The organism is Betaproteobacteria bacterium (genome assembly GCA_009693245.1).
GTDB lineage: Bacteria > Pseudomonadota > Gammaproteobacteria > Burkholderiales > SHXO01 > SHXO01.
Genome location: SHXO01000006.1, coordinates 1 through 20,567, shown reverse-complemented (window position 1 = coordinate 20,567; position 20,567 = coordinate 1). Strand labels below are relative to the sequence as shown.

Genomic DNA, 20,567 nt, shown 5'->3' with positions numbered 1-20,567 from the left:
ATCAGTGGGCGATCCCTTGTGCACCGTCGAAGTAGAGGGTCTCCCCCGTCAGAAACGGGCTTGGCATCTTGAAAAGCCCCGCGACCAACTCGCCCACTTCCATGGCGGTTCCAGGCCGGCCCGCGGGAATGCGTTTCTCCAGGTAGGCTCGCAGCGGCCCGGCGCTCATGGCCACTTTGTTGAGATCCGTCTGTATATAGCCTGGTGCGACGTTGAGGACTCGTATGTGCTTGGAGGCCCACTCCACGGCGAGGCATCGCGTCATGGCGCCCACGGCCGCCTTCGAAGCACAGTAGGCCAAATTGCGCTTGACGCCCAGCTTGTCGAAGAAAGAACCGATGTTCACGATCAACCCGCCGTGATTGGCTTCGAGATAGGGATAGATGGCTTGCGAACCCAGCAAGACCGAGGTGGCGTTGGTGTTCATGACTTCGTTGAATTGCGCCAGGGAAAATTCCTTCGAGGGCCCTTCCATGTGCACGCCCGCATTGTTGACCAACCCCATGGGGGTCACGCCATGCCCTGCCACCTGCGCAATCGCCTGTTTCAACGAAGCGGAATCCGTCACATCGCAACGCGCCATGATCCAATGGTGGGATACGCTGGCGTCTACCCCATCGCCCTTGGGCGCCGCGCCGGAGCGCGATAGGCAACCCACGCGGTAACCATCGCGCGCCAGCGCAAAGGCAATGGCGGCACCAATGCCACGGCTGGCGCCGGTGACGATGATGCATGGGTTGGGCGCGCTACTCATGACTTGGCCCTTTCGCGTTCCCGCCATCGCACGGGCAGCGGTTGAACTTGTCCGCTGCGAATCCACTGCGCCAATTCGCGCTTGAGGATCTTGCCGCTGGCCGTGAGCGTGAATGCCGTCATGCAAAGAAAGAATTCCGGCATGTCGTACTTGGACAATCCGGCCGCGTGCAAGTGATCCAGAAGCTCTTCGCCGCTGGGTTGCGCGCCCGCGACGGGAATGATGGAGAGGCACACCCTCTCACCCAAGCGCTCATCGGGCACCGGTACCACGGCGGCTTTCGCCACGCCCGCATGGCGATGGGCGAGATCCTCGATACGCGCCGGATAAATATTATGGCCCCCGCGGATGATGAGGTCTTTTTTTCGCCCCACGATTTGCAAGCAGCCCTTCTCATCGAAGCGCCCCAGGTCTCCGCTCATGAACCAACCGCGTGCATTGAAGGAATTCTCCGTGACCTCCTGGGCGGCGAAATAACCGAGGGTCAAGACACCGCCCCGGCCGCCTATCTCGCCGATTTCACTGGGCACCGCTTCGGCGTCGGGATTGTCCTGCTTCCATAATTTGACTTCGTAGCCATGGCACGCGCGCCCGCAGGTAGCCGTGATGGTCTGCGCATCGTCCGCCGGCAGTGTGTACTGGTGGGAGCCGTTTTCCGTCATGCCGTAGATATTCTGCGGCACGATACCGGTATCCAAAAAGCGCTGGGCAATTTCCTTCGGTATGGGTGCGCCCGCCATGTAGAACACGGTCACACGCCCAAGCTTTTTCTGGTTGCGGGCACGCATGGTGGCTTGAATATCGATGGCGTGGGTAGGCACGCCCATCACGTAGGTGGCGCCCGATTCCTCGATCCAATCGATGGCCGGTTTTCCCACGGCTGGATCGTTCAACACCAGTTCGAAACCCCCGACCAACGCTTGTTCCAGAGCGACCGTGGCGATATGGTGGCTGGAAGGGCTCAAGGACAACAGCACCGTGCCCTTGTCGTGATGCCAATCGCGAACCATCGCACGGCCATTGGCCAGTAAGGTGTTGTCGCTATGCATCACGCCCTTGGGTATGCCCGTCGTGCCAGAGGTGAAGGCCAGATAGACCACTTTGTCTGGATCCAGATCGGGCGCGCGGCCAGCCGCCACGGCATTCGCCGCCGGATACGGATACGTATATGGCGCCTCGCCCCGCGCCTCGCCCGGTAACGCATAGACGCGTTTGAGTGCCGCCACTTCCTTTACCAGCTCAAACACGCTGTGTTGCTTCCCATCGGCGCCATAACCTACTTGCGCGAATAGCGCGCGCGCCTGAATGCGGGAGAGCAATGTAACGATCTCACCCACGGTGTAGTTCTGGTGCAAGGAAGGATTGCACATGTACCCGTTACGCGAGCAGGCCAGCAATACTATCATCCACTCCACCCGGCTGGGCAGCCACACGGATACACGCTCTCCTGGCCGGACCCCGGCTTGGTCCAAATCATGAGCCACGGCATCCACCCAAGCCAGAAGCCGCGCCCAACTCAAGCGGTGCGCCGCATCTCGCAAGGCGTACGCGGCGCCACGTTCGCGCGCATGCTTTTGCAGCAGGCTATATAGCGTCTCTGATTGCCATACTCCCGTGCGGTAGTACTCTCGCGCCGCACTGGGGGTGTGCAGGGTGAGGACGTGCTGCACTTTAGTGCCCGAACTTATCCGGATCGGGTTTTCGTTTCTCGGCGAAAGAGGCAGCCAACTCGTGGGATTCGTCGGTTTCCAAGTACCCGCGAAGCAACAGATCATGGGCCATGCGCGCGAGTCCGTTCACCCCGCCGTGGCGGGCATTGAAAGCCGCCTTGATACTCGCCAAGGCAAAAGCGCCGCGATCGGCGACCTCCAATGCATAGGCGCGGGTCGCCGTTTTCAACTCAGCATCGGGAACCACCTTGTTGATGAGACCCATGTCCAGCGCTTCCTTGAACGAGATGCGCGGATTGCGGTACCAAATATCCTTCGCGCGCTTCTTTCCGACCAAATCTTCCAGATACCAAGTGCCGTAGCCCGCGTCGAAACTCCCCATCATGGTGCCCACCTGGCGGAACACGGCGCTTTCCTTGGCGATGGTGAGGTCGCACATCATCTGCAGCACGTTGCCCCCGCCCACGGCGAAGCCGTTCACCGAGGCGATGACGGGCTTTTGCAAACGGTCGATGCTCTCGTACATGTCCATGGCGGGCAGCACACCGGCGTAGAGCAGCGTGCCCTCCATGCCTTGCTTGCGCCCGCCGATGCAAAAGAACTTCTCTCCCGCGCCGGTCAGGACAATGACGCGGGTGCGCGTCTCGCGCCGAATAGCGTTGATGCAATCGCGAACTTCGTGACACATCTTGGCGGTGAACATGTTGCCGTCGCCGGGTCGGTTGAGCGTGATGGTCCCGATGGGGCCGTCTTCTTCGTAGAGAATTTCTTCGTATGTCATGGTGTGAAGTCCTGGTGTTTTGGAGCCAGAGTTTAGCCGCTTGCCCGGGCCTTTAGGCAATCACACGAGGTAGGAAGCCCACGCTCGGGCACTTCGCCTAGAACCAGCCGGCGGCAACAACGAACAATCCCAGAACGCAACCCAATCCGAGGCTATAAACCAGCGTACGCAGCGCGCCCAGGTCCGCGAGATAACAAGCGCCGTAGAGCAGACGAAAGGCAATGAAGATCCCCGCCAGCAGATCGATCATCCCCTGCACGCCCTCCGCCTGCTGCGCCACGAGGACGGCGGCGGCGAAAGGCGCGAAGGATTCGATGGAATTCAAATGCGCCCAATGGGCACGCTGGCGCCAACCCGTCAGAGCTTCCTCGTAGGCCCGCGGTTGGCGGTTGTTGTAGCTAGGCTGGGCTTTACTCAACATGCTCCAACCAATGGGTAGCAGCACTGCCAGGGCGATACACCAATTCGCAAAAGTCATCGCTTCTCCTTCGTTGTTTTAGTCTGTTCGCACTTGCTGGCCGCGCTCGCCGAACGGCTTGGTGGCGCCCACTACGGCGCATTATGTACCTGGAGATAGAAATCCCGGCAAGCATCCGGTCCAAGCGCCCCGAACGCCATGACCGCCAGATCAAAGTCGGCGCCAAGGCTGAGGTTGGCGACTTTGTCCAGCGTGTATTCCTGGCCGGGTAGCTGAGACACGCTAGCGGTAGATGCCGCGATTCAGCCTGTCATTCTTGCCAGTTACCTGGCTGTGCGCGGCGTGCCACGGGCGGGTTGCCTATGCCAGCTTTCCCACCCAGGACAGCGCTTGGCTCATGGCCTTTTGCCGGTCCGCGCCCACGAACATGATGGACAGAATGATTTCGTCGCAACCGGACGTTTGCATGAAGGACTCCAACTTCCTCCGGCACTGGTCTTCATTGCCGTGCAGTACCACGGCGTCCACCATGGCTTGGGACCAGGTGCCCTGGCGCGCTTCGGGATAACCGGCGGCGGCGAACATCTCCTGGTAGGCGGTCAACCGCGGATAGTGGGGCAGGAATTCACTCACGCCTTGCTGAACCTCGGCTAGGTCCGTGGTAAGAGCCAAGAAAGCGTGCGCAACGAGCGAAGGCCGTTTACGCCCCGCGATTTCGGCGCCGCGTTTCAGGGCCGGCATAGCGGCATCGTGCAGATAAGGCGCCGGACACAACCAGCTTATGGCGCCTTCGGAGATCTCGCCCGCCAACTCGAAGGATTTCGCTCGCAGCGCGGAGATCATTACAGGAACCTGCGCGCCGTAGTTCAATTTGGCGTGCACCTTGAAGTGCTGGCCTTCGTAATCCGTCTGCTGCCCCGTCAGAAGCGCCTTCACCACGGCGGCGAACTCGCGCAAATGGCCCAAGGGTTTCTCGTAGGCAATTCCGTAACGGCCTTGCATGACCGCCGCGTGGCTGGGCCCCAACCCGAGCACGAACCGCCCCGGCGCCATCTGCGCGATGTCCGCCGTTTGCTGCGCCACCACCAACGGATGCCGGGGAAAGGTCGGCACGATGGCCGTGCCCATACGCACGCGCTGCGTAGTCGCGGCGGCGGCCGCGAACACCGTCAACCCATCGGGGCCCGCGCCGGTGGTCAGCCATACGGTGGGCACGTTGGCGGCCTCGGCCTCCTGCAAGCTCTTAAGCATAGCCGTGGTGGTGGGTTTGTGGATTGCGATGCCTACAGAATTCAAAGCCATGGGCACTCCTTTCTTGGTCTAAACGCCAATTCATACACCATACACCCTCCAACTCTTGAATCTCGCGAAACATGAGCACTTGATTGCGACATCACAAAAGACGCGCGGATTGGCCTTGTGCCTTGAGAAGCACAACTGCCCGCTTGTCGAAGGACACGAACGTTTCGCCATCTAACCAGTTCCCCTCGTAGGCAATCGCGCCATCGGCGAAATCTCCACCGGCCTCAAGCACGGACAAACCCGCCTCAACGGCTGGCCTATTCATTTCCACGTTTGCGCTGGCGAGCAGCGCGCGGATCGCCGTGACCGCATCGGCGGGCGGGAAGCCGTAAACCCTGCGCAGCACCCACACAAACTCACACAGGCACGGCAACGCGATGGCGATCAATTCGGCACCGGTCAACACTTTGGACGCAACACGCGCTTGCGCCGGATCGTCTCGCACGGCCGCGCGCACCAGCACGTTGGTATCGACGGCAACCTTCATTTTTTGCCGGCACACCCTTGAGCCGTGGCCTCGTTGATTTCCTCGATCGTGGCGGCTTTCTTGGTCCGGCCGGCCAGCAAACCCACGAAGCCCTTGATCGTTCCCGCGGGCCGTGCCGCCTTGAGCAGCCCCCGGCCGTCTGGCAGTAGGTCGAGCTCGATCTTGTCGCCCGGTCTGATGCCCAGGTGTTGCAGCACTTCTTTTCTGAATGTCACTTGTCCCTTGGCAGTAACGGTCAATTTCGTCATGGCATCGTGCTCTTGGTCACATCACACTGGAAATTGTAATGGTCAGCCTCCTTACTGGCAATTTTGCCGTTTCTGCCGCGGAAACGGGTGCGATTCAAACTGATGTGTTGTTGGGACGTTGACTATGGGCTTGCTTCAAGTCCTGCGCTCAATACTCATTCCACTTGTGGTTTGCGCGATTGATCCGCAAGGCCAACATATGGTCGGCGTTGGCGGCTTTCCACCAAGCGCCTGGGCATTTTAGGCGTTGTTGTACTATGTAGCGGTGCGCGCTTTCGATTTCTCCCGATCCAATCGGTAAATCACGCTCTAGCGCGCCCTGGTAGCCGAGTTGTTCGCGCCGGTGGATGAGATAGCGCTGGCACTGTCTCACAGGGGCATTGCTGTCATCGATCTCTGGTGCTTCTATGTACGGCCCTAGGGTTTGCAGGACCTGCTCAGCACGCTGTGTTTTGAGCTGGTTTTTTTGCTCCTCCATCCACGCTTTTTGCGCCTTTGCCTCAGTAATGATGACCTTGGCCGCCGCGCTCAGATGGTCCCACACATGGAAAAAATCAAGCTACCGCCCGGCGTTCTTCCAGCATTCGCACTGTTCCCGCATCGTCCTGCGCGATCAGACGCGAAGACGAGGTATTTCGCCGTAGGCTCGCACACCGACCAGCGAATCTTGCGGGCGAGGATAGGTCCTATCCCTTCCACATTCGCCAGCTCCTCAGGCATTGCCGAGACTACGGACTCGATCGTTTCAAATCTGTCGATCAATCGTCTTGCGCGCACGGGGCCTATGCTTGGCAGGCTTTGCAGGATATGCAGTTGAAGTCCTCGCTTCGACTTTGGACGGAATCCCGGGCGCGGCAACGCGCCAGCAATCCCCTCCTGAGTCTGTCGTGCCGCGAACAGCATCAACATCGCGGATTCTTCAGGATCCCGCGAACGCAGCAATGGAATACCGAACACAATGGCGGCCGAAACCAGCGCGCCATGGATTGCCTCTCTGGTCATCCCGCAACCTGCTATGTCGCGCGCAGTGCCTTCAAGAAGAATGACGGGTCTTAGGGGATTGGCTGAGAGCCTGCGCGCTTGATTGAGAAACCGGCCGTCGATAATGGATTCGACCAAGTCACGTAATGTCTTTCGCTCGAACAGCAGGCGGCCGCTCACCTGATAATCCCCCAGCCGCATGCGCGCGATCCGCACGCTGCACTGCGGATGACGCTTCAAGGCATCTATCACCCCGCTGTTCGCTTCCCGGTCATCGGCTACGATGTGCAGAATTTCGCTGGTCATTGGCGGCACCAATTCACAGGAACGAACCGCTCGAATCCATCTATTCCGAGGTCGAAGGGCACCGCCTGAATCGTGGTTTTGGATGCTTTACGGCGCACTCTGGCCCTCTGTCAGCACATCACACAAGTCTTCTTGCAGGTGTAAACACTATCCTTTTCCGGCTTCCATCCCACCGGGGCTTCCGGGTAGACGCAAATGGCGGAATGGACTGGCGGCTTACCGTGGTTCGCATAAGATGGAATCCGATCGCTCACGCCGTGATGGAATGTGACTACCGGGATGCTGGCACGCGCGCAGGATTTGGTGCTGGCCGCGCTGTCCACGCAATATTGCATGTTGAGCACGTCGCTGCAGATATTGGTGAACGTGGCATCACCGTTGGCAATCACCTCGAACTTGAGGCATTCCTTCGGCTCCAGAGCGAGGGCAACCGTATTCATTGCCAGCAGGCCCCAGAACAACGCAGAGGTTTTCACCGGCGTTCGTTCGCGACCGGAACCGAGGTCACAGCGGCTTGGTGGGGTCGATCATCGTACGCCACATGTGAGCCGTCGGGCTGCCGTCATTGCCCAAGCCTTCCTTGGGTTGGCGGAAGTGGCGCCCGATGATGTCCATGAAGGGCTCGATGGTGAAAGGCACGCCGGGATCGAAGCTGTAGTCGTCGTACACGGTTATATGGCGCGCCGCCATGTATAGCTTGTGATTGCGCGCGAATTTGTAGGCCGCTTCGATGTACTCGGGAGGCTTGTAGTTTTCGCCGAACATGGTGACATACATCTGCGGGTATTGGTAACCGGCCGCTTCGTCGGGATAGAAGCGCAGCGCCTGGTGATAGCGCACGCCCCAGGATATCTTTTCGGATACGTAGGGCTCGATCAACTGTGCGCCCCACCAGCCATGATCGGAGCGGTTGAGCCCCATGGAGATATCGTGCAGCAGACAGGCAATTACGGTTTCCTCATCCACGCCCGCCTTCAATGCAAGCGCGGCGCATTGAGCGCCGTGGTGGGCGGCGGCGAAAGGCAAGCCGAAGCGCGGTTTGTGCAGGCGCTTAGTGAGAATGTCCGCCAGCGTGGGCCGCGCGGGCATCGCCGGTTCGTCTGCCATGGTTCGTGCGCTTTTTCGGGTGCTGGCACCGATCTCTCGCATATGTGCCGCGTGGTCTGCTTCCATGTCTATTCCTTTCGTTGCTTGGGTTCATGATCGGGCGGAGACGTCACCACGATAAAGGGCAAATCCGTCATCCCCGTGTTGTAAATGGAGTAGGCACCGCCGTAATGCTCGGGCGGCTCCTCCCACATCACCGCGGCCGCGGGCCGGACGACAGCCTTTGCGCTAGCTTCCTTCTTGGGCACTTATTCTCCTCAATGCGCCGATGTACGCCGCGAGCCCCGAGCGAATATCGTATTGGGGCCGCCAGCCAAACTCCGCTTCAGCGCGCGACACATCCAAAGCCCCCTTGCGAACCATTTCCACTTGATCGCCGTGACGTGCCGGCCCAGGCCCTATGGTCAGTTCCGCCCCGGGAATCGACTCGCGAACGATGGCGGCGATTTCGCCCAGGGTCACGCTACGCCCGCTGGCGATATTGTAGGCATCGAAGCGATGGCCCGGATGGTCCAGGATGGCCACTGTACTGCTCACCGTATCGCCGATATAGGTATGGTCGATGGCCGTTTCCGCGCCACTGGGAACATGCAGCTTACGCCCGGCCAGGGCCGCTTCAACGATGTTCTTCGGTATGCGCGCGCGCGGCAACCCCACGCCGTAGACGGAGCAGGTGCTAACGTTGAGCACTTCGATTCCATGAACCTCGCCGTAGGTGCGTCCCAAATGTTCCACGGTAAGCTTGGAAATGCCGTAGGGGTATACGGGATTTTGCGGATGGTTCTCATCGATCTTGTCCGCCTGGAAGGCGCCGTAGGTTTCCTCGGAGCTGATATGCACGCAGCGCTTCACGCCAGCCAGGCGCATGGCCTCGAAGACGTTGAGGGACCCTTCGATGTTCACTCGCACGACGTTCAGCGGGCTGCCGATAGATGTGAGCACACCCACGACGGCCGCGGCATGGATCACCGCATCAATCTTGTGCCGCACCATGGCTTGGGCCACGGCCGCCATGTCCGTGATGTCGACAGGCACGCGGAGGAGTTCTTCGCTCGCGGCCGAGTGCCGCGAGAAATGGGTGTCGAAAGCGATGACGTTGTCGCCACGAGCAAGCAACGCTCGCACGATCGCGCCGCCTACAAAGCCACCGCCACCGGTTACGAGAATTTTCATGTTGCGATTCTGGATTGTCTTTCAATGCGGGGACGTTAGCTTACTCCCGCCATCCGAAAACCAGAACTAAAGATTACCCGGTACACTGCCTCCCTCGCATTTTCTGGAGCATCTTCAATGCCGGGCAAGCACTCCAAACCATGACCTCCAATACGAGATTACTCGCTGGCGATACGGCTCTGGTAACCGGTGCTGCCTCCGGTATCGGCAGGGCCATCGCCATGACCCTGGCCCAAGAGGGTGCCCGAGTCCTCTTGAGCGACTCCGATGTTCGCCGTGGTGAGGAAATCACGGGGCTCCTTCTGAAAGAGGGACGCGACGTCCAATTCCTATGCGCGAACCTTGGTTCACCAGGCTAAGCGTTGGAGTTGATCGAGCGAATGCGAGCTTCTGGTAGTGCGCCTTCGGTGTTTGTCCACAGCGCCAGCCCGCGCCGCAAGGAGATCGATCATATTCTCGCCGTGGAAGACGCCACATGGCAAGAGATGCTGGAGGTCAATCTCCACGCGGGCTTCACCCTGTAGCGCGAGATCGCCGGCATGGCGCTGGCCCTTCTGGCCGATCGTTTTTCATCCTACGTGACGGGCACCACCGTGGTGGTGGACGGCGGGATCGCGCTGCATAATTGGATCGAGCCAGCGAATGTTGGCTGACCTCGCATGAAATCTCCGCGTCCGTGCCCGCCCTCACCCAATTGCGTTTGTACCAGCGCGGCGAAGGAATCCCATCGCATGGCGCCCATTCCCTTTACAGGAGAGCTCGCCCAGTCGCAGAGGCGCTTGGAAACCATTTTGCGCGGGCTTCCTCGCATCACCATCGTCCAGCGCGAAACCGGGTACCTGCGCGTTGAATTTCGCTCCCTGGTCTTTCGCTTCACCGACGATGCGGAGTTCTCCTTCGATGACGCTGCCCGGCTGATCCATTTTCGCAGCGGCGCACGCACGGGATACTCGGACTTCGGCGTGAACCGTGCGCGCATGGGAAAAATCGCCGCCGCCTTCCGGTCCAGTTCGGCGTGAGGATCATCTCCCCGGCCAGTATTGCCGCCGGATTCATCACGGTCTTGGTAGGCTTCTCGAGTTCCGCCGCGCTGGTGTATCAGGCTGCCGCGGCGGCGGGAGCTAACGTGCAGCAAGTGAGTTCCTGGATCGGCTCCTTGGGTCTTGGGATGGGGCTCACTTGCATTGGCTTATCCCTACGCTACCGAAAACCCGTGGTGACGGCTTGGTCCACGCCCGGCGCGGCCTTGCTCGCGACCAGCCTCGTGGGAATTCCCATGTCCGAGGCCATTGGTGCCTTCATGTTTTGCGGCTTGCTCATCACCCTTAGCGGCATGACAGGATGGTTCGAGCGCATCATGGACCGCATTCCCCTGTCCATCGCGTCGGCGTTGCTCGCCGGGGTGCTCGTGCGCTTCGGCATGGAAGTGTTCGTGGCCATGAAGTCGCAGCTGGTCTTGGTGCTCGCGATGTTCGCGTCTTATCTGGTCTGCAAGCGTTGGTGGCCGAGATACGCCGTATTGATGGTGCTGTTGCTAGGTGCGTTGCTCGCCAGTGTACAAGGCTTGCTACGATTCGAAAAACTGCAATTGGTATTGGCAACACCGGTTTTCACCGCTCCGGCCTTTTCCTGGCGGGCGATGATTGGAGTTGGGATTCCTTTGTTCGTAGTGACGATGGCTTCTCAGAACGTCACCGGCTACGCCGTGATACGGGCCGCTGGGTACGACACCCCCGTGTCGCCATTGATCACGTGGACGGGCATTACGACCTTGGTGCTGGCACCCTTTGGCTGCTTCGCGTTGAACTTGGCCGCCATCACCGCCGCCCTCTGCATGGGTAAGGAGGCGCACGAAGACCCCAAACAGCGTTACACCGCCGCGGTGGCCGCCGGAGTGTTCTATCTCGTGGTGGGCGCGCTTGGGGCGGCAGTAGCTTCTGTTTTCGCCGCCTTTCCCAAGGAATTAATCGCGGCCATCGCGGGGCTCGCACTGATCGGCACCATCGCCAGCGGGCTTGCCACCGCCATGAAGGAGGACAAGCAGCGCGAACCGGCGCTCATCACCTTCCTGGTGACGGCTTCGGGTGCCTCGCTCCTTGGAATCAGTTCGGCGTTTTGGGGATTGCTGGCGGGTGCCCTGGCGCTCGGCGTGGCAAGCTGGCGCGGGAGGGTGTAGAGAAAATAGTTGGGCTTCGCATTGCCCAGCCCAACCTACGCCCAAGCTACTGGCCGCCCACGGTCATGCGATCGATGAGAATGGACCCGCATTGGCGCGCACCGCGAACCAGTACGTCGTTGCCGATGGCAACGATCCCCTTGAAGATCTCCTGCAAGGTGCTGGCGATGGTGATTTCTTCCACGGGATAGGCGATCTCGCCGCCTTCCACCCAAAACCCGGCGGCACCGCGCGAGTAGTCCCCGGTGAGTTGGTTCACGCCCATGCCCAGGAGCTCGGTAACCAGCAACCCACGGCCCAGTTTCTTCAGCAACGTGGCGAAATCCTCGCCCGTGCTATCCATGATCAAATTATGGCTGCCACCGGCATTGCCGGTGGTTTTCATGCCGAGCTTGCACGCGGAGTAGCTGCCCAGGAAGTAACCTTCCAGCACGCCGTTCTTCACGATATGCCGGCGCTGGGTCCGCACCCCTTCATCGTCGAACGCGCTGCTGCCAAAGCCTCTTTTGAGATCCGGCACGTCGTGCACTTGCACGTTGCGCGCGAATATTTCGCGCCCCAGGCAATCCAGTAAGAAAGAAGATTTTCTGTAAAGGCTGCCGCCGCTGGCCGCACCCGCGAAATGGCCCAAAAGAGACGAAGCGATAGGGGCTTCTAACACCACCGGGACTTCCGTCGTGCCCATCTGCCTACCGCCCAAGCGCCGCACGCAACGCGTTCCCGCGCGCCGGCCCACCTCCTCGGGTTTCTCGATGTCGGCTTGGCTGCGCGCCATGCTGTACCAGTCGTCGCGCTGCATCTGCCCGTTTTCGCTGGCGATGACGGAGCACGAAACCGATTGCCGCGAAGACGGGTAGCCTCCTAGAAAATCGTTGGAGTTGGCGTAAATGAAATGGGATTGCTGCGTGGACACCGAGGCACCCTCCGAATTCTTCACTCGCGGATCCACCACCAAGGCGGCCGCTTCGCACACCTTGGCCATTTCGATGGCGTCTTCCACGGACAGCGCCCAAGGGTGAAAAAGATCCAGATCGGGAAACTCCGTCGCCAAGCCCTCGCGGTCGGCCAATCCGGCGCAATCGTCGATGGCGGTAAAGCGAGCGATGGATAAAGCCTTGTCCACGGTTTCGCGCAGGGCACGCGGAGAAAAATCCGAGGTGCTGGAGCTACCGCGTTGCTGGCCCAAATAGACCGTCACGCCCACGCCCTTATCCTTGTTATATTCAATGTTCTCGACTTCGCCCTGGCGAACCGCGACGGTCTGGCCAAAGCCTTCGCTGACTTCCACTTCGCAGGCGCTGCCGCCCGCGCTCCTGGCGTGCGCTAGGACATCCCGGGCAATTTGCGAGAGCGTATCGCGGGAAAAACTGAAGGAAGAACGGCGTGCAAGATCATCCATTGATATCGGGCAAGAGAATGGAGAGGAAACGATTCGGAAATTACTAGTAGGAATCCAGCGGCAACAAGATGGGAGCATCGAGGCCAAGCTATGATACACGCGCAACAACACGTACCGGATCCCGCGGACACGGGCGTTACACCACCAAGCAAGACCCGGCGCAAAAAAAACATGCTGGATCTTCAAGCCATGGGGGAGGAACTGGTGAGTCTTTCCCGGGAACAACTGGGAAAAATCGCGCTGCCGGAGATCTTGCTGGATGCCGTGCTGCAAGCCAAGCGCATCACCAAGCATGAGGCGCGGCGGCGCCAAGGACAATACATCGGGCGCTTGATGCGAGACGTGGACGCCGGGGAAATTCGCGCTTACCTCGACCAGATCCGGGGAAAATCCACCGCGCTGACCGCCTATCATCACCGCCTCGAGCGCTGGCGCGACACGCTCATCGCGGACGATGCGGCATTGGAGGAGTTCGTGGCCGAACACCCCGGGTGCGATATTCAGCACCTGCGGCAATTGCTTCGCAACGCGCGCAAGGAGCGCGATGAAGCCAAGGCACCGCGGGCGTTTCGGCGGTTATTCCAGGTGTTGAAGGAATACGTTTCCGCGCCCGCCCTGTCACCGGATATATCGCCCGGCAATTCAGGCGAGTCATCATGAACGATCTACTAAAAATCGGATTGGTATCCGTAAGCGATCGCGCCTCCCAAGGCGTGTACAAGGACGAAGGCATTCCTTCCCTGGAGGCATGGTTTCGCGCGGCCTTGAGTTCCCCCTGGACGCTCGCGTCGCGATTGATTCCCGATGAACAACCGTTGATTGAAGCCGCCCTCAAGGAATTGGTGGATGTGGAAGGTTGCCATCTCGTGCTAACCACCGGTGGAACCGGGCCTGCCCCCAGGGATGTCACGCCCGAGGCTACGCTGTCCGTGGCGGATCGCGTGATGCCAGGTTTCGGCGAACAGATGCGCCAGATTAGCTTGCAGTTCGTGGCCACCGCGATTCTTTCGCGCCAGGTGGGCGTCATTCGCGGCAAGGCCCTCATCATCAATTTACCGGGCCAGCCTAAATCCATTCGGGAGACGCTGGAGGGCCTCAAGAACGCGGAAGGGAAACCTATCGTCCAGGGTATTTTCGCGGCGGTGCCCTACTGCATCGACTTGTTGGGCGGGCCTTACATCGAAACCCAGGAGGCCGTGGTCAAGGCGTTCCGGCCGAAATCAGCGATCCGGCCCAAGAACCCAAAGCCGGCCTAGCCGGAACCAAAACGCATGCACTCGCCTCGGCAACAATCATGTTACGAACAAGGGGAGAACCCCCTTGTTTATCCCCCAAGAGGAACAAGGGGCGATCCCCTTGTTAATCCCCCATAACCAGGGCACCGTTGCGCAACTTCTTCTCCAATTCCGCCAACATTTAACCCGAAGGAGACTAATTAACGCTCCGCGACGCGAAAGCGAACCATTTCGAAATCGCGCCCCGCTTCCACCGCCTGCTTGGGCATGAGCGGATAGGTTTTTTGATGGAACTCCATGCGCACCGGCCGGTGAGAAAAGAAACTGCCAGGCCGCAATAACAAATCGAGTTCACTGCGCCCGGCGGAGTCTTCCCCGTTGCTGGGCAGCAGTAGCGCCACTTCGCCGGGGTTCTCGGTTTCCTCCGAGGCATCCGCGGCGAAGAGCCTCACGGGCGTGGTGCTCAGGCTCATCATCTGTATCCCGACATAGCGCTGGCGGTTGGGGTTCATGGTGATCCTGCGGATCACGCCCACTCCCCAACTGCCCCCCTTCCGGACGCGCCGCTATGAGGATCCCCACCCGCAGCCAATCTTGCGGGGTTTCGGGCAATACGGCTCCCAGGCCGTGCACGCTGGAATTTTGCACGGTCCATGTTTCCATGCTGGCTTCGATTTGAGGGTTTCGCCCCATGGCGAGGACGGCCCTGAGAACGGTGTCGAAGTCGTGCACGATGCGCAGCCGCTGTGAGGACTCCTCCCGCTCCTCGCCGCGGGCCGGCGGGATGGAGGCCCATTGCCGCGCGAGGTGGCGCAATGCTTCGGCCACCACGGCAGGCTCATAGTCCTTACCGATTCCCAGGTCTACCGGAACCTCGTTGCGCGATTCGACGAGCTCTATGAGTTTCTCTGTCTGCGCACCGGCTTGCCCTGGCCCGTAATAACGCGGATTGGGTGCTGGGGACAGCAGGCGGTCCACCAGGCGGGCGGGCGGCGCTCAGATCCACGTAGTAGTGGCAGCCTTTACCAGGCTGAGTCTGCATGAGGAAAGCGTGCACAAAACTCGCGCTTAGCCGGTGCACCAATTCGATTTCTTGCGGCGTCAACGTATCCACGGCATCCATGGAAAACATCAGAACGCGCAAGTACTCGTCGTGAATACTGGATTCCTCATCGCTTTGCGCGAAAATCAAGCATGGTTCCCGCGAGCATTTCATTTGCTCGGCGATCACATAAAGCGCGCCCATCCGTCCCCATAGGGTGGGATCCGCGGGGCCGTAAGCCATCTTGGTCCATTTGAGTTCGGCACCCATGGCACGAATGGCACGGCTGACAATCACCGGAATGGCCTCCTTCAACCCGTCCGAATCGCCCTCCCCTGACTGGAACTGCCAAAAACAGTCCTCATAGGCCGCCCCCAGATGGCGCCAGAATTCGGCCACCGCATTCCATATGCGGCGCTCATGGGCACGTTGAAGACGCCCTCCTTCGCGCGCATATTCCAAAGTGATGGCCTCGATGCAGGGCTGGGCTTTGGCTTCCAGATCCCCGATGGACCGATACAGTACCGTTGGCTTGATCCCCGCCTGTGTGCGCGCGGCGTCGAGCATATATATGACTTCTTCCACGGAGCGAAAGGGATCGTTGGTATTCGCGCGCGCCATGGGCTTAACGGGACATCCTTCGTACGGTGATGATGAGGGCCTCGATATAACAGCGGTTCATGTCGATATGCAGCGTTGGGAATGCGTTAGGTGGCAACGGCTCTTCGCAAGGTTCGTTCCGCGCGCCGGGCCGCGATCCGGCCGCGCTTGATATCGATCCTTGCCAGTACCAAGAGCCCGAGAACAAAGAATATGCCAGTGGCCAACATGGCCATCCGGTGATGGTTGTTCGTCAGCCAGGTGACGAGCCCATAGGTCAGCGGCCCCATGACGGAGGCTAGCTTAACGGCCAAACCCCAGTACCCAAAGAACTCGGCACGCCGGCTGTGGGGACTCATGTACCCCACCAGTGCGCGTCCGGCCGCCTGGCTGGAACCCAAGCACAGCCCCGCCACGTTCGCCGCCACCCAAAACAAGCCTGGGGCGGTGGCGAACCATGCCAAAGCGACCATGGCGCACCAACCCGCCAGCGTGATCGCCAAGGTACGCTTGTGACCGATGCGGTCTTGCAGGTAGCCGCAGGCAAAAGCTCCGATGCTAGCGGTGACGTTCACCACGAGTACGAGAAGCAGTGTGTCCTGGGTATCGAATTTCATCGCTTGCTGCGCATAGATGGCGGCCAGCGCGATGACCGCCTGCACTCCCGCTTGGTAGAGCACGATGCACAGCAGGAATCGCGACAGGTCGGGAAATCGCGAGGCGTCCTTGGTCCATTGGCCCAACCCCTGTGCGCCGCGCGCCACTGGGCCCGATTCCGACGGGCGCTCGCGCAGGAACACAAAGGCCGGGAGACTGGCCACGCAGAACAATATCGCCGTGATGACCATCGTCGCGGGGACGAACTGAGCCGCATTGTGGCCTTGCCCCCGTGCCCAGGTGATGTACGCAAGGCTGGCACCCAAGCTCACCAACCCGCCCACGTATCCCAGTGACCAACCCCAGGCCGAAATTCGCCCGAAGGCTTTGCCTTTGGCCAGCTCCGGCAAAAATCCCGCGATGACGTTTTCTCCCAGGCCAAAAAATGTATTGGACAGCACGATCAAACCTACACCGAGGGCGACTTCCCCAGGCCCAACCAATCCCAACAAGGCCGTTGAAAAGATGCAACCCCCGGTGCTTAACATGAGCACTTTTTTCTTCGCGTTGTGGCGGTCGCAATAGGAGCCAATAGCCGGTCCCAGCAAAATGATGAGCACGTAGGATACGGAGAGCGAAGCAGTCCATGCGAGGGTCGCCCACGCCGCATTACCCGCGACACTGGCCACGAAATAGGCATTGAACACCGCCGTGATCACCACCGTGGTGTATCCAGAATTGGCGAAGTCGTACATGGCCCACGCCCACACCTCGATGGGGCGAACATCGCGCGCCAGGACGCTGCGCTTATTTTGAATCATGCTGGAAACACTCCCTAGAACGCACCGCGAGAAAGTGCCGAGATCCACGGCACATAAGTGATCGCCAGAACGCCTAGGGCAAGTACAACCACGTACGGGAACGATGCCCAGGCCACTTCCCCCAGCGGGCGCCCGAAGCGAGAGGAAGCGAAGTACAGATTCATCCCTACCGGCGGGGTCAAGTAGCCGAGTTCCATGTTGGCGAGGAAGATGATACAGAGGTGGATGGGGTCAACATTGAACGCGGCGCCCAGGGGCACGATCAGGGGAACGACCACGACGATGGCCGAGAAGATATCCATGAAACAGCCCACGGCCAATAAGAATACATTGAGTACCAGCAGGAAAACCCATTTGGATTCCAGATTGTCGCGTACCCAATCCACCAGTAATTCTGGCACCTGAGCATCCGCCAGGAAATTCGTGAGCCCTAGCGCCACCCCAAGGATGAGGAGTATGCCGCCCACCAACAGGCCACACTCGGCGGCTATGCGTGGGACACCGGTCCGTAGGCTAAGCCCCCGGTAGACGTACACCTCCACCACGAATGCGTAGAACGCGGTCACGGCCGCCTCTTCCACTGGTGTGGCCCAACCACCGAAAAGAGCGGCGAAGGCCACGACAGGCAGGAGCAATTCCCAGCACGCCGCTTTGAGTGCGGGACCCAAGGGTTCCCTAACGTTCGCGGCGGCGGGCGGCACTGCGCCTTGAGCCCAGCGCGCCCAAAGAAACGCCAAACTCAATAGCAGCAAGGCCGGAGCGATGGCCGATAGAAACAAATCCCGCAGAGGCACCTTCGCCACCACGGCATAAAGAATGAGCGGCAAACTTGGAGGCAGCAACACGCCCAGGGAGCCAGCACTTGTGACCAGCCCCAAAGCCGAACGTTGGGATTGGCCAGAGGCCACCAACAAGGGCAGCAGCAACCCGCCTAGGGCCAAAATGGCGGCGCCAGAAGCCCCTGTGAAAAGCGGTAAAAAAAGCGCAGGCTCAGACAGTGACCGCCGCGGCTCCGCCCGGGCGGTCGCCAAAGGCAGCACGGAAAACCCGGACGAGCCGGGCGGGCGCTCCCCCTTCAGCCAGAAAATACCCGGCCAAGGTAAAGAGCGGTATGGCGGGCAACGCGGGATTCGCCACGAGGCGGTAGTGATCCACGGCCAGGGAAGCAATGGGTAGCTCGCTACCCCAGAAGAGCAGGACCGCTACTCCGCCCAATAGCGCGAACACCGCGGCCCCCAGCATCGCGCCCAATCCCAGCATGCACAAACCCAGGACCACCATGGCTTGCCTGGGGAATAGATCCAAGGCGAACACCGCGAGCCCAATAGCGCAAATAAAAGCGAGCGCAACGCGATGGCGGCAAAGCCCGCGGGCATGACCCATTGGACGATCCAGGCCGGTACGGTACCGAACCACTGTTTGCCTGCTTCCCATTAGCTATTAATAAAAATCCAGGCGCAGTAGGCAAGCACGATCCCCATGGCCGCCGTCACCGAACTCGCGAACCAGCGCGCAAGATTTTTAGGGTGGCCCGTGAGAATAGGCTGGATGTTGGACAACACGAGCAAGCGTCCTTCGCGAGCCGCGACAGTCGCGCCCAACATGGTCACCACCAAAGAGAGGTGCTGCAATATGGCCGGGCTTCCGGGGATATCCGCTCGCAAGCCAGCGCGGGAAAGTATTTCCGCGAGGGGCAACAACACCATGGCGCCCAGAGCCGTGGCGAGGAATACATTCTCCACCCGCCGCAAAACCTGCATGGCGCGCGGGGGAGAAAGGTCTAGAAGCGGGCGGCGGACTTTGCCCGCCCGCGATATTCTCGAACGAGTTGGCGAACCTGGTCGAACAATTCGGCGGGCACCATGGAACCTCGAATTCTGGGATAGGCTTCTTCGGCGAGCCGCCGCCATTCGGCCTCCACTTCCGGCGTGGCCGCCACGATGCTCAAGCCGCGCTTGCGCATGGCGTCGATGGCCTCGGAATCCTCCACGCGGGCGCGATCGCGAATCTTGACTCCCGCGTCCACGGCCGCGGTGCGCAATTGCTCGCGAGCGTACGGGGTCATCAGATCCCAGGCGCGGCGCGTGACCACGGCCGCCCCCACGATGGGTATCCATTTCACGTCGATCATATGGCGCACCACCGTATTGAATTGGCCCGACAGCGCGTAATACGCGCCGGAGGGAACGACGTTGATCAAGCCGGCCTGCAAGCCTGGAAGAATATCCGAGGTCTCCAGGGGCACGGGCTGGTAGCCCATCGCCTTCATGATGTCCACGGTGTTGCTATCTCCGTTCCAAGCGAAGATGCGCATGCGCTTGAAATCCGTGGGGTGAACGATGGGTTCCTTGGTGAAGTAACGCACCCACCCGGCGTCCCCCCAAAACAACACGACGAATCCGCGATCGAACAACCGGCGTTCGAGTTGCTCGCGCAGATGATCGCGCACGTAATCCACCTCGCCCCACTCGCGAAATACCATGGGCATGTATTGCAGGGCGCTGACGGAACGGTCGATTTACATGAGCCCCACCACGGACACGAGGGCCGCGTTGAGCTGGCCCACGCGCATGCGTCGCACCATGTCGGCCTCGCCCCCCCTGGGTGCCATCGGTGTAGATCACGAAGCTCGCCGCGGAGCCTTGCGCCTGGCGCCACTTGTCCCCCATCTCCTGCAATGCCCGGTGATAGGCCGATCCCTTGGGTGCGAGAGTGCCCAAGCGTATCTTGACCATTTCATCGGCGAAGCCCCGCGGAATGCACAGCCCCGCAGTGATGGCGGTAATCGCTAACAACACATGGCGGATAGCCCGCTCTAGTCGCATGGGTAAGTTCGCTATTCCGTGAAGAGTTGTTCTTTGCGCGTGAGCAGCCATCGTGCCCGTTGCTGCCAGAGCAAATTCGCCAAGCGCCATTGAGGGGCGGCATTCGGATCGATCTTGATGGCCGTGCCCAAGAGCTTCTCGAATTCCGCGCGATTCTGTTCTCGCACGGCGACGCTTTCGGCGAGGATCACAAAACTCGCGGCGTGCTTGCCTTGGGATAATTGCACCGCGCGAAAAAAGTGATCGCGCGCAAGCTGCGCGGGGTCACCCTTGCGATGGCGGCGGTTGAGTTCATAACCGGCGAGAAATTGGTGGATCGCGCCCGCCTCGTAGGATTCGTCCAACTCCAACGCCCGGCCCATCAGCCCTTCCATGATGGGTACTTCGGCGATTAAGGGCACCTCTAATAATCACTTTTCTACGACGGATCTCTTACCGCGTTAGCGAAATGAGTTTCATTCTCGGCCAGGTGACCTTCAGCCGGGTTATTTCTCGACTTTCAAGGCGTTTTGCGAGCCTCTTCACTGGCTTTGTATCCAACTTACCCAACCGCACACGGATTGACCCCTTGCGGGGCTAATGCGCTTTTTGCGGCACGCTTGATCAACTGCATCAGGCGCACCATGTTGTAGACCAGGTTCATCA

The 20,567-nt window shown here is 60.2% G+C and carries 26 protein-coding genes and 1 pseudogene; 5 read left to right on the top strand and 22 right to left on the bottom strand.

Translation table 11 applies throughout. From position 1 onward, the window contains the following. Position 1 precedes the first annotated feature (1 nt). From EXR36_01765 to EXR36_01705, 13 genes are all read right to left on the bottom strand, one after another. Entirely contained in the window at positions 2-754 is a 753-nt protein-coding gene (locus EXR36_01765; GenBank protein ID MSQ58398.1) for an SDR family oxidoreductase, read from the bottom strand. Continuing rightward, on the bottom strand, positions 751-2,424 hold the full coding sequence (locus EXR36_01760; protein MSQ58397.1) for a cyclohexanecarboxylate-CoA ligase: 1,674 nt from the start codon (positions 2,422-2,424) through the stop codon (positions 751-753). Before EXR36_01760 ends, EXR36_01765 begins: the two co-directional genes overlap by 4 nt. Position 2,425: 1 nt before the next feature. Beyond that, on the bottom strand, positions 2,426-3,205 hold the full coding sequence (locus tag EXR36_01755; GenBank protein MSQ58396.1) for a crotonase: 780 nt from the start codon (positions 3,203-3,205) through the stop codon (positions 2,426-2,428). A gap of 97 nt (positions 3,206-3,302) precedes the next feature. Then, complete coding sequence (locus EXR36_01750) at positions 3,303-3,683, bottom strand: hypothetical protein (GenBank protein MSQ58395.1); 381 nt, start codon at positions 3,681-3,683, stop codon at positions 3,303-3,305. A 300-nt stretch (positions 3,684-3,983) separates the two neighbouring features. Then, complete coding sequence (locus EXR36_01745; protein MSQ58394.1) at positions 3,984-4,925, bottom strand: LLM class flavin-dependent oxidoreductase; 942 nt, start codon at positions 4,923-4,925, stop codon at positions 3,984-3,986. Positions 4,926-5,016: 91 nt separating this feature from the next. Further along, a complete protein-coding gene (locus EXR36_01740; GenBank protein MSQ58393.1) occupies positions 5,017-5,412 on the bottom strand; it encodes a VapC toxin family PIN domain ribonuclease in 396 nt (131 codons plus the stop codon). Further along, positions 5,409-5,660 carry an AbrB/MazE/SpoVT family DNA-binding domain-containing protein gene (locus tag EXR36_01735; GenBank protein MSQ58392.1) on the bottom strand — a complete coding sequence of 84 codons (252 nt, stop codon included), beginning with the start codon at positions 5,658-5,660 and terminating at the stop codon, positions 5,409-5,411. The genes EXR36_01740 and EXR36_01735 overlap by 4 nt, the downstream gene beginning before the upstream one ends. 148 nt (positions 5,661-5,808) lie before the next feature. Continuing rightward, entirely contained in the window at positions 5,809-6,204 is a 396-nt protein-coding gene (locus EXR36_01730) for a hypothetical protein (GenBank protein ID MSQ58391.1), read from the bottom strand. Then, the gene (locus EXR36_01725; protein MSQ58390.1) at positions 6,189-6,947 is read right to left on the bottom strand and encodes a nuclease; all 759 of its coding nucleotides are present in this window, start codon (positions 6,945-6,947) and stop codon (positions 6,189-6,191) included. Before EXR36_01725 ends, EXR36_01730 begins: the two co-directional genes overlap by 16 nt. Before the next feature lie 110 nt (positions 6,948-7,057). Beyond that, entirely contained in the window at positions 7,058-7,423 is a 366-nt protein-coding gene (locus EXR36_01720; GenBank protein MSQ58389.1) for a hypothetical protein, read from the bottom strand. Positions 7,424-7,451: 28 nt separating this feature from the next. After that, a complete protein-coding gene (locus EXR36_01715; GenBank protein MSQ58388.1) occupies positions 7,452-8,120 on the bottom strand; it encodes a hypothetical protein in 669 nt (222 codons plus the stop codon). A gap of 2 nt (positions 8,121-8,122) precedes the next feature. After that, positions 8,123-8,302, bottom strand: coding sequence for a hypothetical protein (locus EXR36_01710; GenBank protein MSQ58387.1), 180 nt, complete (start codon positions 8,300-8,302; stop codon positions 8,123-8,125). After that, a complete protein-coding gene (locus tag EXR36_01705; GenBank protein MSQ58386.1) occupies positions 8,283-9,227 on the bottom strand; it encodes an NAD-dependent epimerase/dehydratase family protein in 945 nt (314 codons plus the stop codon). Before EXR36_01705 ends, EXR36_01710 begins: the two co-directional genes overlap by 20 nt. A 140-nt stretch (positions 9,228-9,367) precedes the next feature. Here EXR36_01705 and EXR36_01700 point away from each other — a divergent pair, with 140 nt between their 5' ends. The 3 genes from EXR36_01700 to benE all read left to right on the top strand — a co-directional run bounded on the left by EXR36_01700 (position 9,368) and on the right by benE (position 11,403). Further along, positions 9,368-9,586 carry an SDR family NAD(P)-dependent oxidoreductase gene (locus EXR36_01700; protein MSQ58385.1) on the top strand — a complete coding sequence of 73 codons (219 nt, stop codon included), beginning with the start codon at positions 9,368-9,370 and terminating at the stop codon, positions 9,584-9,586. Positions 9,587-9,886: 300 nt separating this feature from the next. Then, positions 9,887-10,246, top strand: coding sequence for a DUF1499 domain-containing protein (locus tag EXR36_01695; GenBank protein ID MSQ58384.1), 360 nt, complete (start codon positions 9,887-9,889; stop codon positions 10,244-10,246). Beyond that, entirely contained in the window at positions 10,243-11,403 is a 1,161-nt protein-coding gene (gene benE, locus EXR36_01690) for a benzoate transporter BenE (protein ID MSQ58383.1), read from the top strand. Before EXR36_01695 ends, benE begins: the two co-directional genes overlap by 4 nt. Positions 11,404-11,449: 46 nt before the next feature. Here the strand turns inward: benE and pmbA are convergent, their stop codons facing one another. Then, entirely contained in the window at positions 11,450-12,802 is a 1,353-nt protein-coding gene (gene pmbA, locus EXR36_01685) for a metalloprotease PmbA (protein MSQ58382.1), read from the bottom strand. Positions 12,803-12,892: 90 nt separating this feature from the next. On the opposite strand from pmbA, the gene EXR36_01680 reads away from it, so the two are divergent. Further along, positions 12,893-13,462, top strand: a complete 570-nt coding sequence (locus tag EXR36_01680) for a DUF615 domain-containing protein (GenBank protein ID MSQ58381.1) — start codon at positions 12,893-12,895, stop codon at positions 13,460-13,462. Beyond that, entirely contained in the window at positions 13,459-14,058 is a 600-nt protein-coding gene (locus EXR36_01675; protein MSQ58380.1) for a molybdopterin adenylyltransferase, read from the top strand. The genes EXR36_01680 and EXR36_01675 overlap by 4 nt, the downstream gene beginning before the upstream one ends. A 179-nt stretch (positions 14,059-14,237) precedes the next feature. Here the strand turns inward: EXR36_01675 and EXR36_01670 are convergent, their stop codons facing one another. From EXR36_01670 to EXR36_01635, 8 genes and pseudogenes are all read right to left on the bottom strand, one after another. After that, entirely contained in the window at positions 14,238-14,567 is a 330-nt protein-coding gene (locus EXR36_01670) for a hypothetical protein (protein MSQ58379.1), read from the bottom strand. A 317-nt stretch (positions 14,568-14,884) separates the two neighbouring features. Beyond that, positions 14,885-15,700 carry a hypothetical protein gene (locus EXR36_01665; GenBank protein ID MSQ58378.1) on the bottom strand — a complete coding sequence of 272 codons (816 nt, stop codon included), beginning with the start codon at positions 15,698-15,700 and terminating at the stop codon, positions 14,885-14,887. Between the two features lie 86 nt (positions 15,701-15,786). Then, positions 15,787-17,031 (bottom strand): MFS transporter, encoded by a 1,245-nt coding sequence (locus EXR36_01660; GenBank protein ID MSQ58377.1) that lies wholly within the window; start codon positions 17,029-17,031, stop codon positions 15,787-15,789. Between the two features lie 80 nt (positions 17,032-17,111). Then, positions 17,112-18,266 carry a TRAP transporter large permease subunit gene (locus tag EXR36_01655; GenBank protein MSQ58376.1) on the bottom strand — a complete coding sequence of 385 codons (1,155 nt, stop codon included), beginning with the start codon at positions 18,264-18,266 and terminating at the stop codon, positions 17,112-17,114. Next, positions 18,088-18,531, bottom strand: coding sequence for a TRAP transporter large permease subunit (locus EXR36_01650; protein MSQ58375.1), 444 nt, complete (start codon positions 18,529-18,531; stop codon positions 18,088-18,090). Before EXR36_01650 ends, EXR36_01655 begins: the two co-directional genes overlap by 179 nt. Further along, on the bottom strand, positions 18,531-19,007 hold the full coding sequence (locus tag EXR36_01645; GenBank protein ID MSQ58374.1) for a TRAP transporter small permease subunit: 477 nt from the start codon (positions 19,005-19,007) through the stop codon (positions 18,531-18,533). The genes EXR36_01650 and EXR36_01645 overlap by 1 nt, the downstream gene beginning before the upstream one ends. Beyond that, positions 18,878-19,585, bottom strand: a complete 708-nt coding sequence (locus EXR36_01640) for a hypothetical protein (protein MSQ58373.1) — start codon at positions 19,583-19,585, stop codon at positions 18,878-18,880. The genes EXR36_01645 and EXR36_01640 overlap by 130 nt, the downstream gene beginning before the upstream one ends. Positions 19,586-19,933: 348 nt before the next feature. Next, positions 19,934-20,323: pseudogene (locus tag EXR36_01635) on the bottom strand (hypothetical protein). Positions 20,324-20,567 lie beyond the last annotated feature (244 nt).

Excerpts from the sequence above, each read along its gene's own strand:
- EXR36_01765 (MSQ58398.1), bottom strand. The coding sequence starts at position 754 with ATGAGTAGCGCGCCCAACCCATGCATCATCGTCACCGGCGCCAGCCGT.
- EXR36_01755 (MSQ58396.1), bottom strand. The coding sequence starts at position 3,205 with ATGACATACGAAGAAATTCTCTACGAAGAAGACGGCCCCATCGGGACC.
- EXR36_01750 (MSQ58395.1), bottom strand. The coding sequence starts at position 3,683 with ATGACTTTTGCGAATTGGTGTATCGCCCTGGCAGTGCTGCTACCCATT.
- EXR36_01745 (MSQ58394.1), bottom strand. The coding sequence starts at position 4,925 with ATGGCTTTGAATTCTGTAGGCATCGCAATCCACAAACCCACCACCACG.
- EXR36_01740 (MSQ58393.1), bottom strand. The coding sequence starts at position 5,412 with ATGAAGGTTGCCGTCGATACCAACGTGCTGGTGCGCGCGGCCGTGCGA.
- EXR36_01735 (MSQ58392.1), bottom strand. The coding sequence starts at position 5,660 with ATGACGAAATTGACCGTTACTGCCAAGGGACAAGTGACATTCAGAAAA.
- EXR36_01725 (MSQ58390.1), bottom strand. The coding sequence starts at position 6,947 with ATGACCAGCGAAATTCTGCACATCGTAGCCGATGACCGGGAAGCGAAC.
- EXR36_01715 (MSQ58388.1), bottom strand. The coding sequence starts at position 8,120 with ATGGAAGCAGACCACGCGGCACATATGCGAGAGATCGGTGCCAGCACC.
- EXR36_01705 (MSQ58386.1), bottom strand. The coding sequence starts at position 9,227 with ATGAAAATTCTCGTAACCGGTGGCGGTGGCTTTGTAGGCGGCGCGATC.
- EXR36_01700 (MSQ58385.1), top strand. The coding sequence starts at position 9,368 with ATGACCTCCAATACGAGATTACTCGCTGGCGATACGGCTCTGGTAACC.
- EXR36_01695 (MSQ58384.1), top strand. The coding sequence starts at position 9,887 with ATGAAATCTCCGCGTCCGTGCCCGCCCTCACCCAATTGCGTTTGTACC.
- pmbA (MSQ58382.1), bottom strand. The coding sequence starts at position 12,802 with ATGGATGATCTTGCACGCCGTTCTTCCTTCAGTTTTTCCCGCGATACG.
- EXR36_01680 (MSQ58381.1), top strand. The coding sequence starts at position 12,893 with ATGATACACGCGCAACAACACGTACCGGATCCCGCGGACACGGGCGTT.
- EXR36_01675 (MSQ58380.1), top strand. The coding sequence starts at position 13,459 with ATGAACGATCTACTAAAAATCGGATTGGTATCCGTAAGCGATCGCGCC.
- EXR36_01665 (MSQ58378.1), bottom strand. The coding sequence starts at position 15,700 with ATGGCGCGCGCGAATACCAACGATCCCTTTCGCTCCGTGGAAGAAGTC.
- EXR36_01660 (MSQ58377.1), bottom strand. The coding sequence starts at position 17,031 with ATGTACGACTTCGCCAATTCTGGATACACCACGGTGGTGATCACGGCG.
- EXR36_01650 (MSQ58375.1), bottom strand. The coding sequence starts at position 18,531 with ATGGGAAGCAGGCAAACAGTGGTTCGGTACCGTACCGGCCTGGATCGT.
- EXR36_01645 (MSQ58374.1), bottom strand. The coding sequence starts at position 19,007 with ATGGCGGCGGCTCGCCGAAGAAGCCTATCCCAGAATTCGAGGTTCCAT.
- EXR36_01640 (MSQ58373.1), bottom strand. The coding sequence starts at position 19,585 with ATGCCCATGGTATTTCGCGAGTGGGGCGAGGTGGATTACGTGCGCGAT.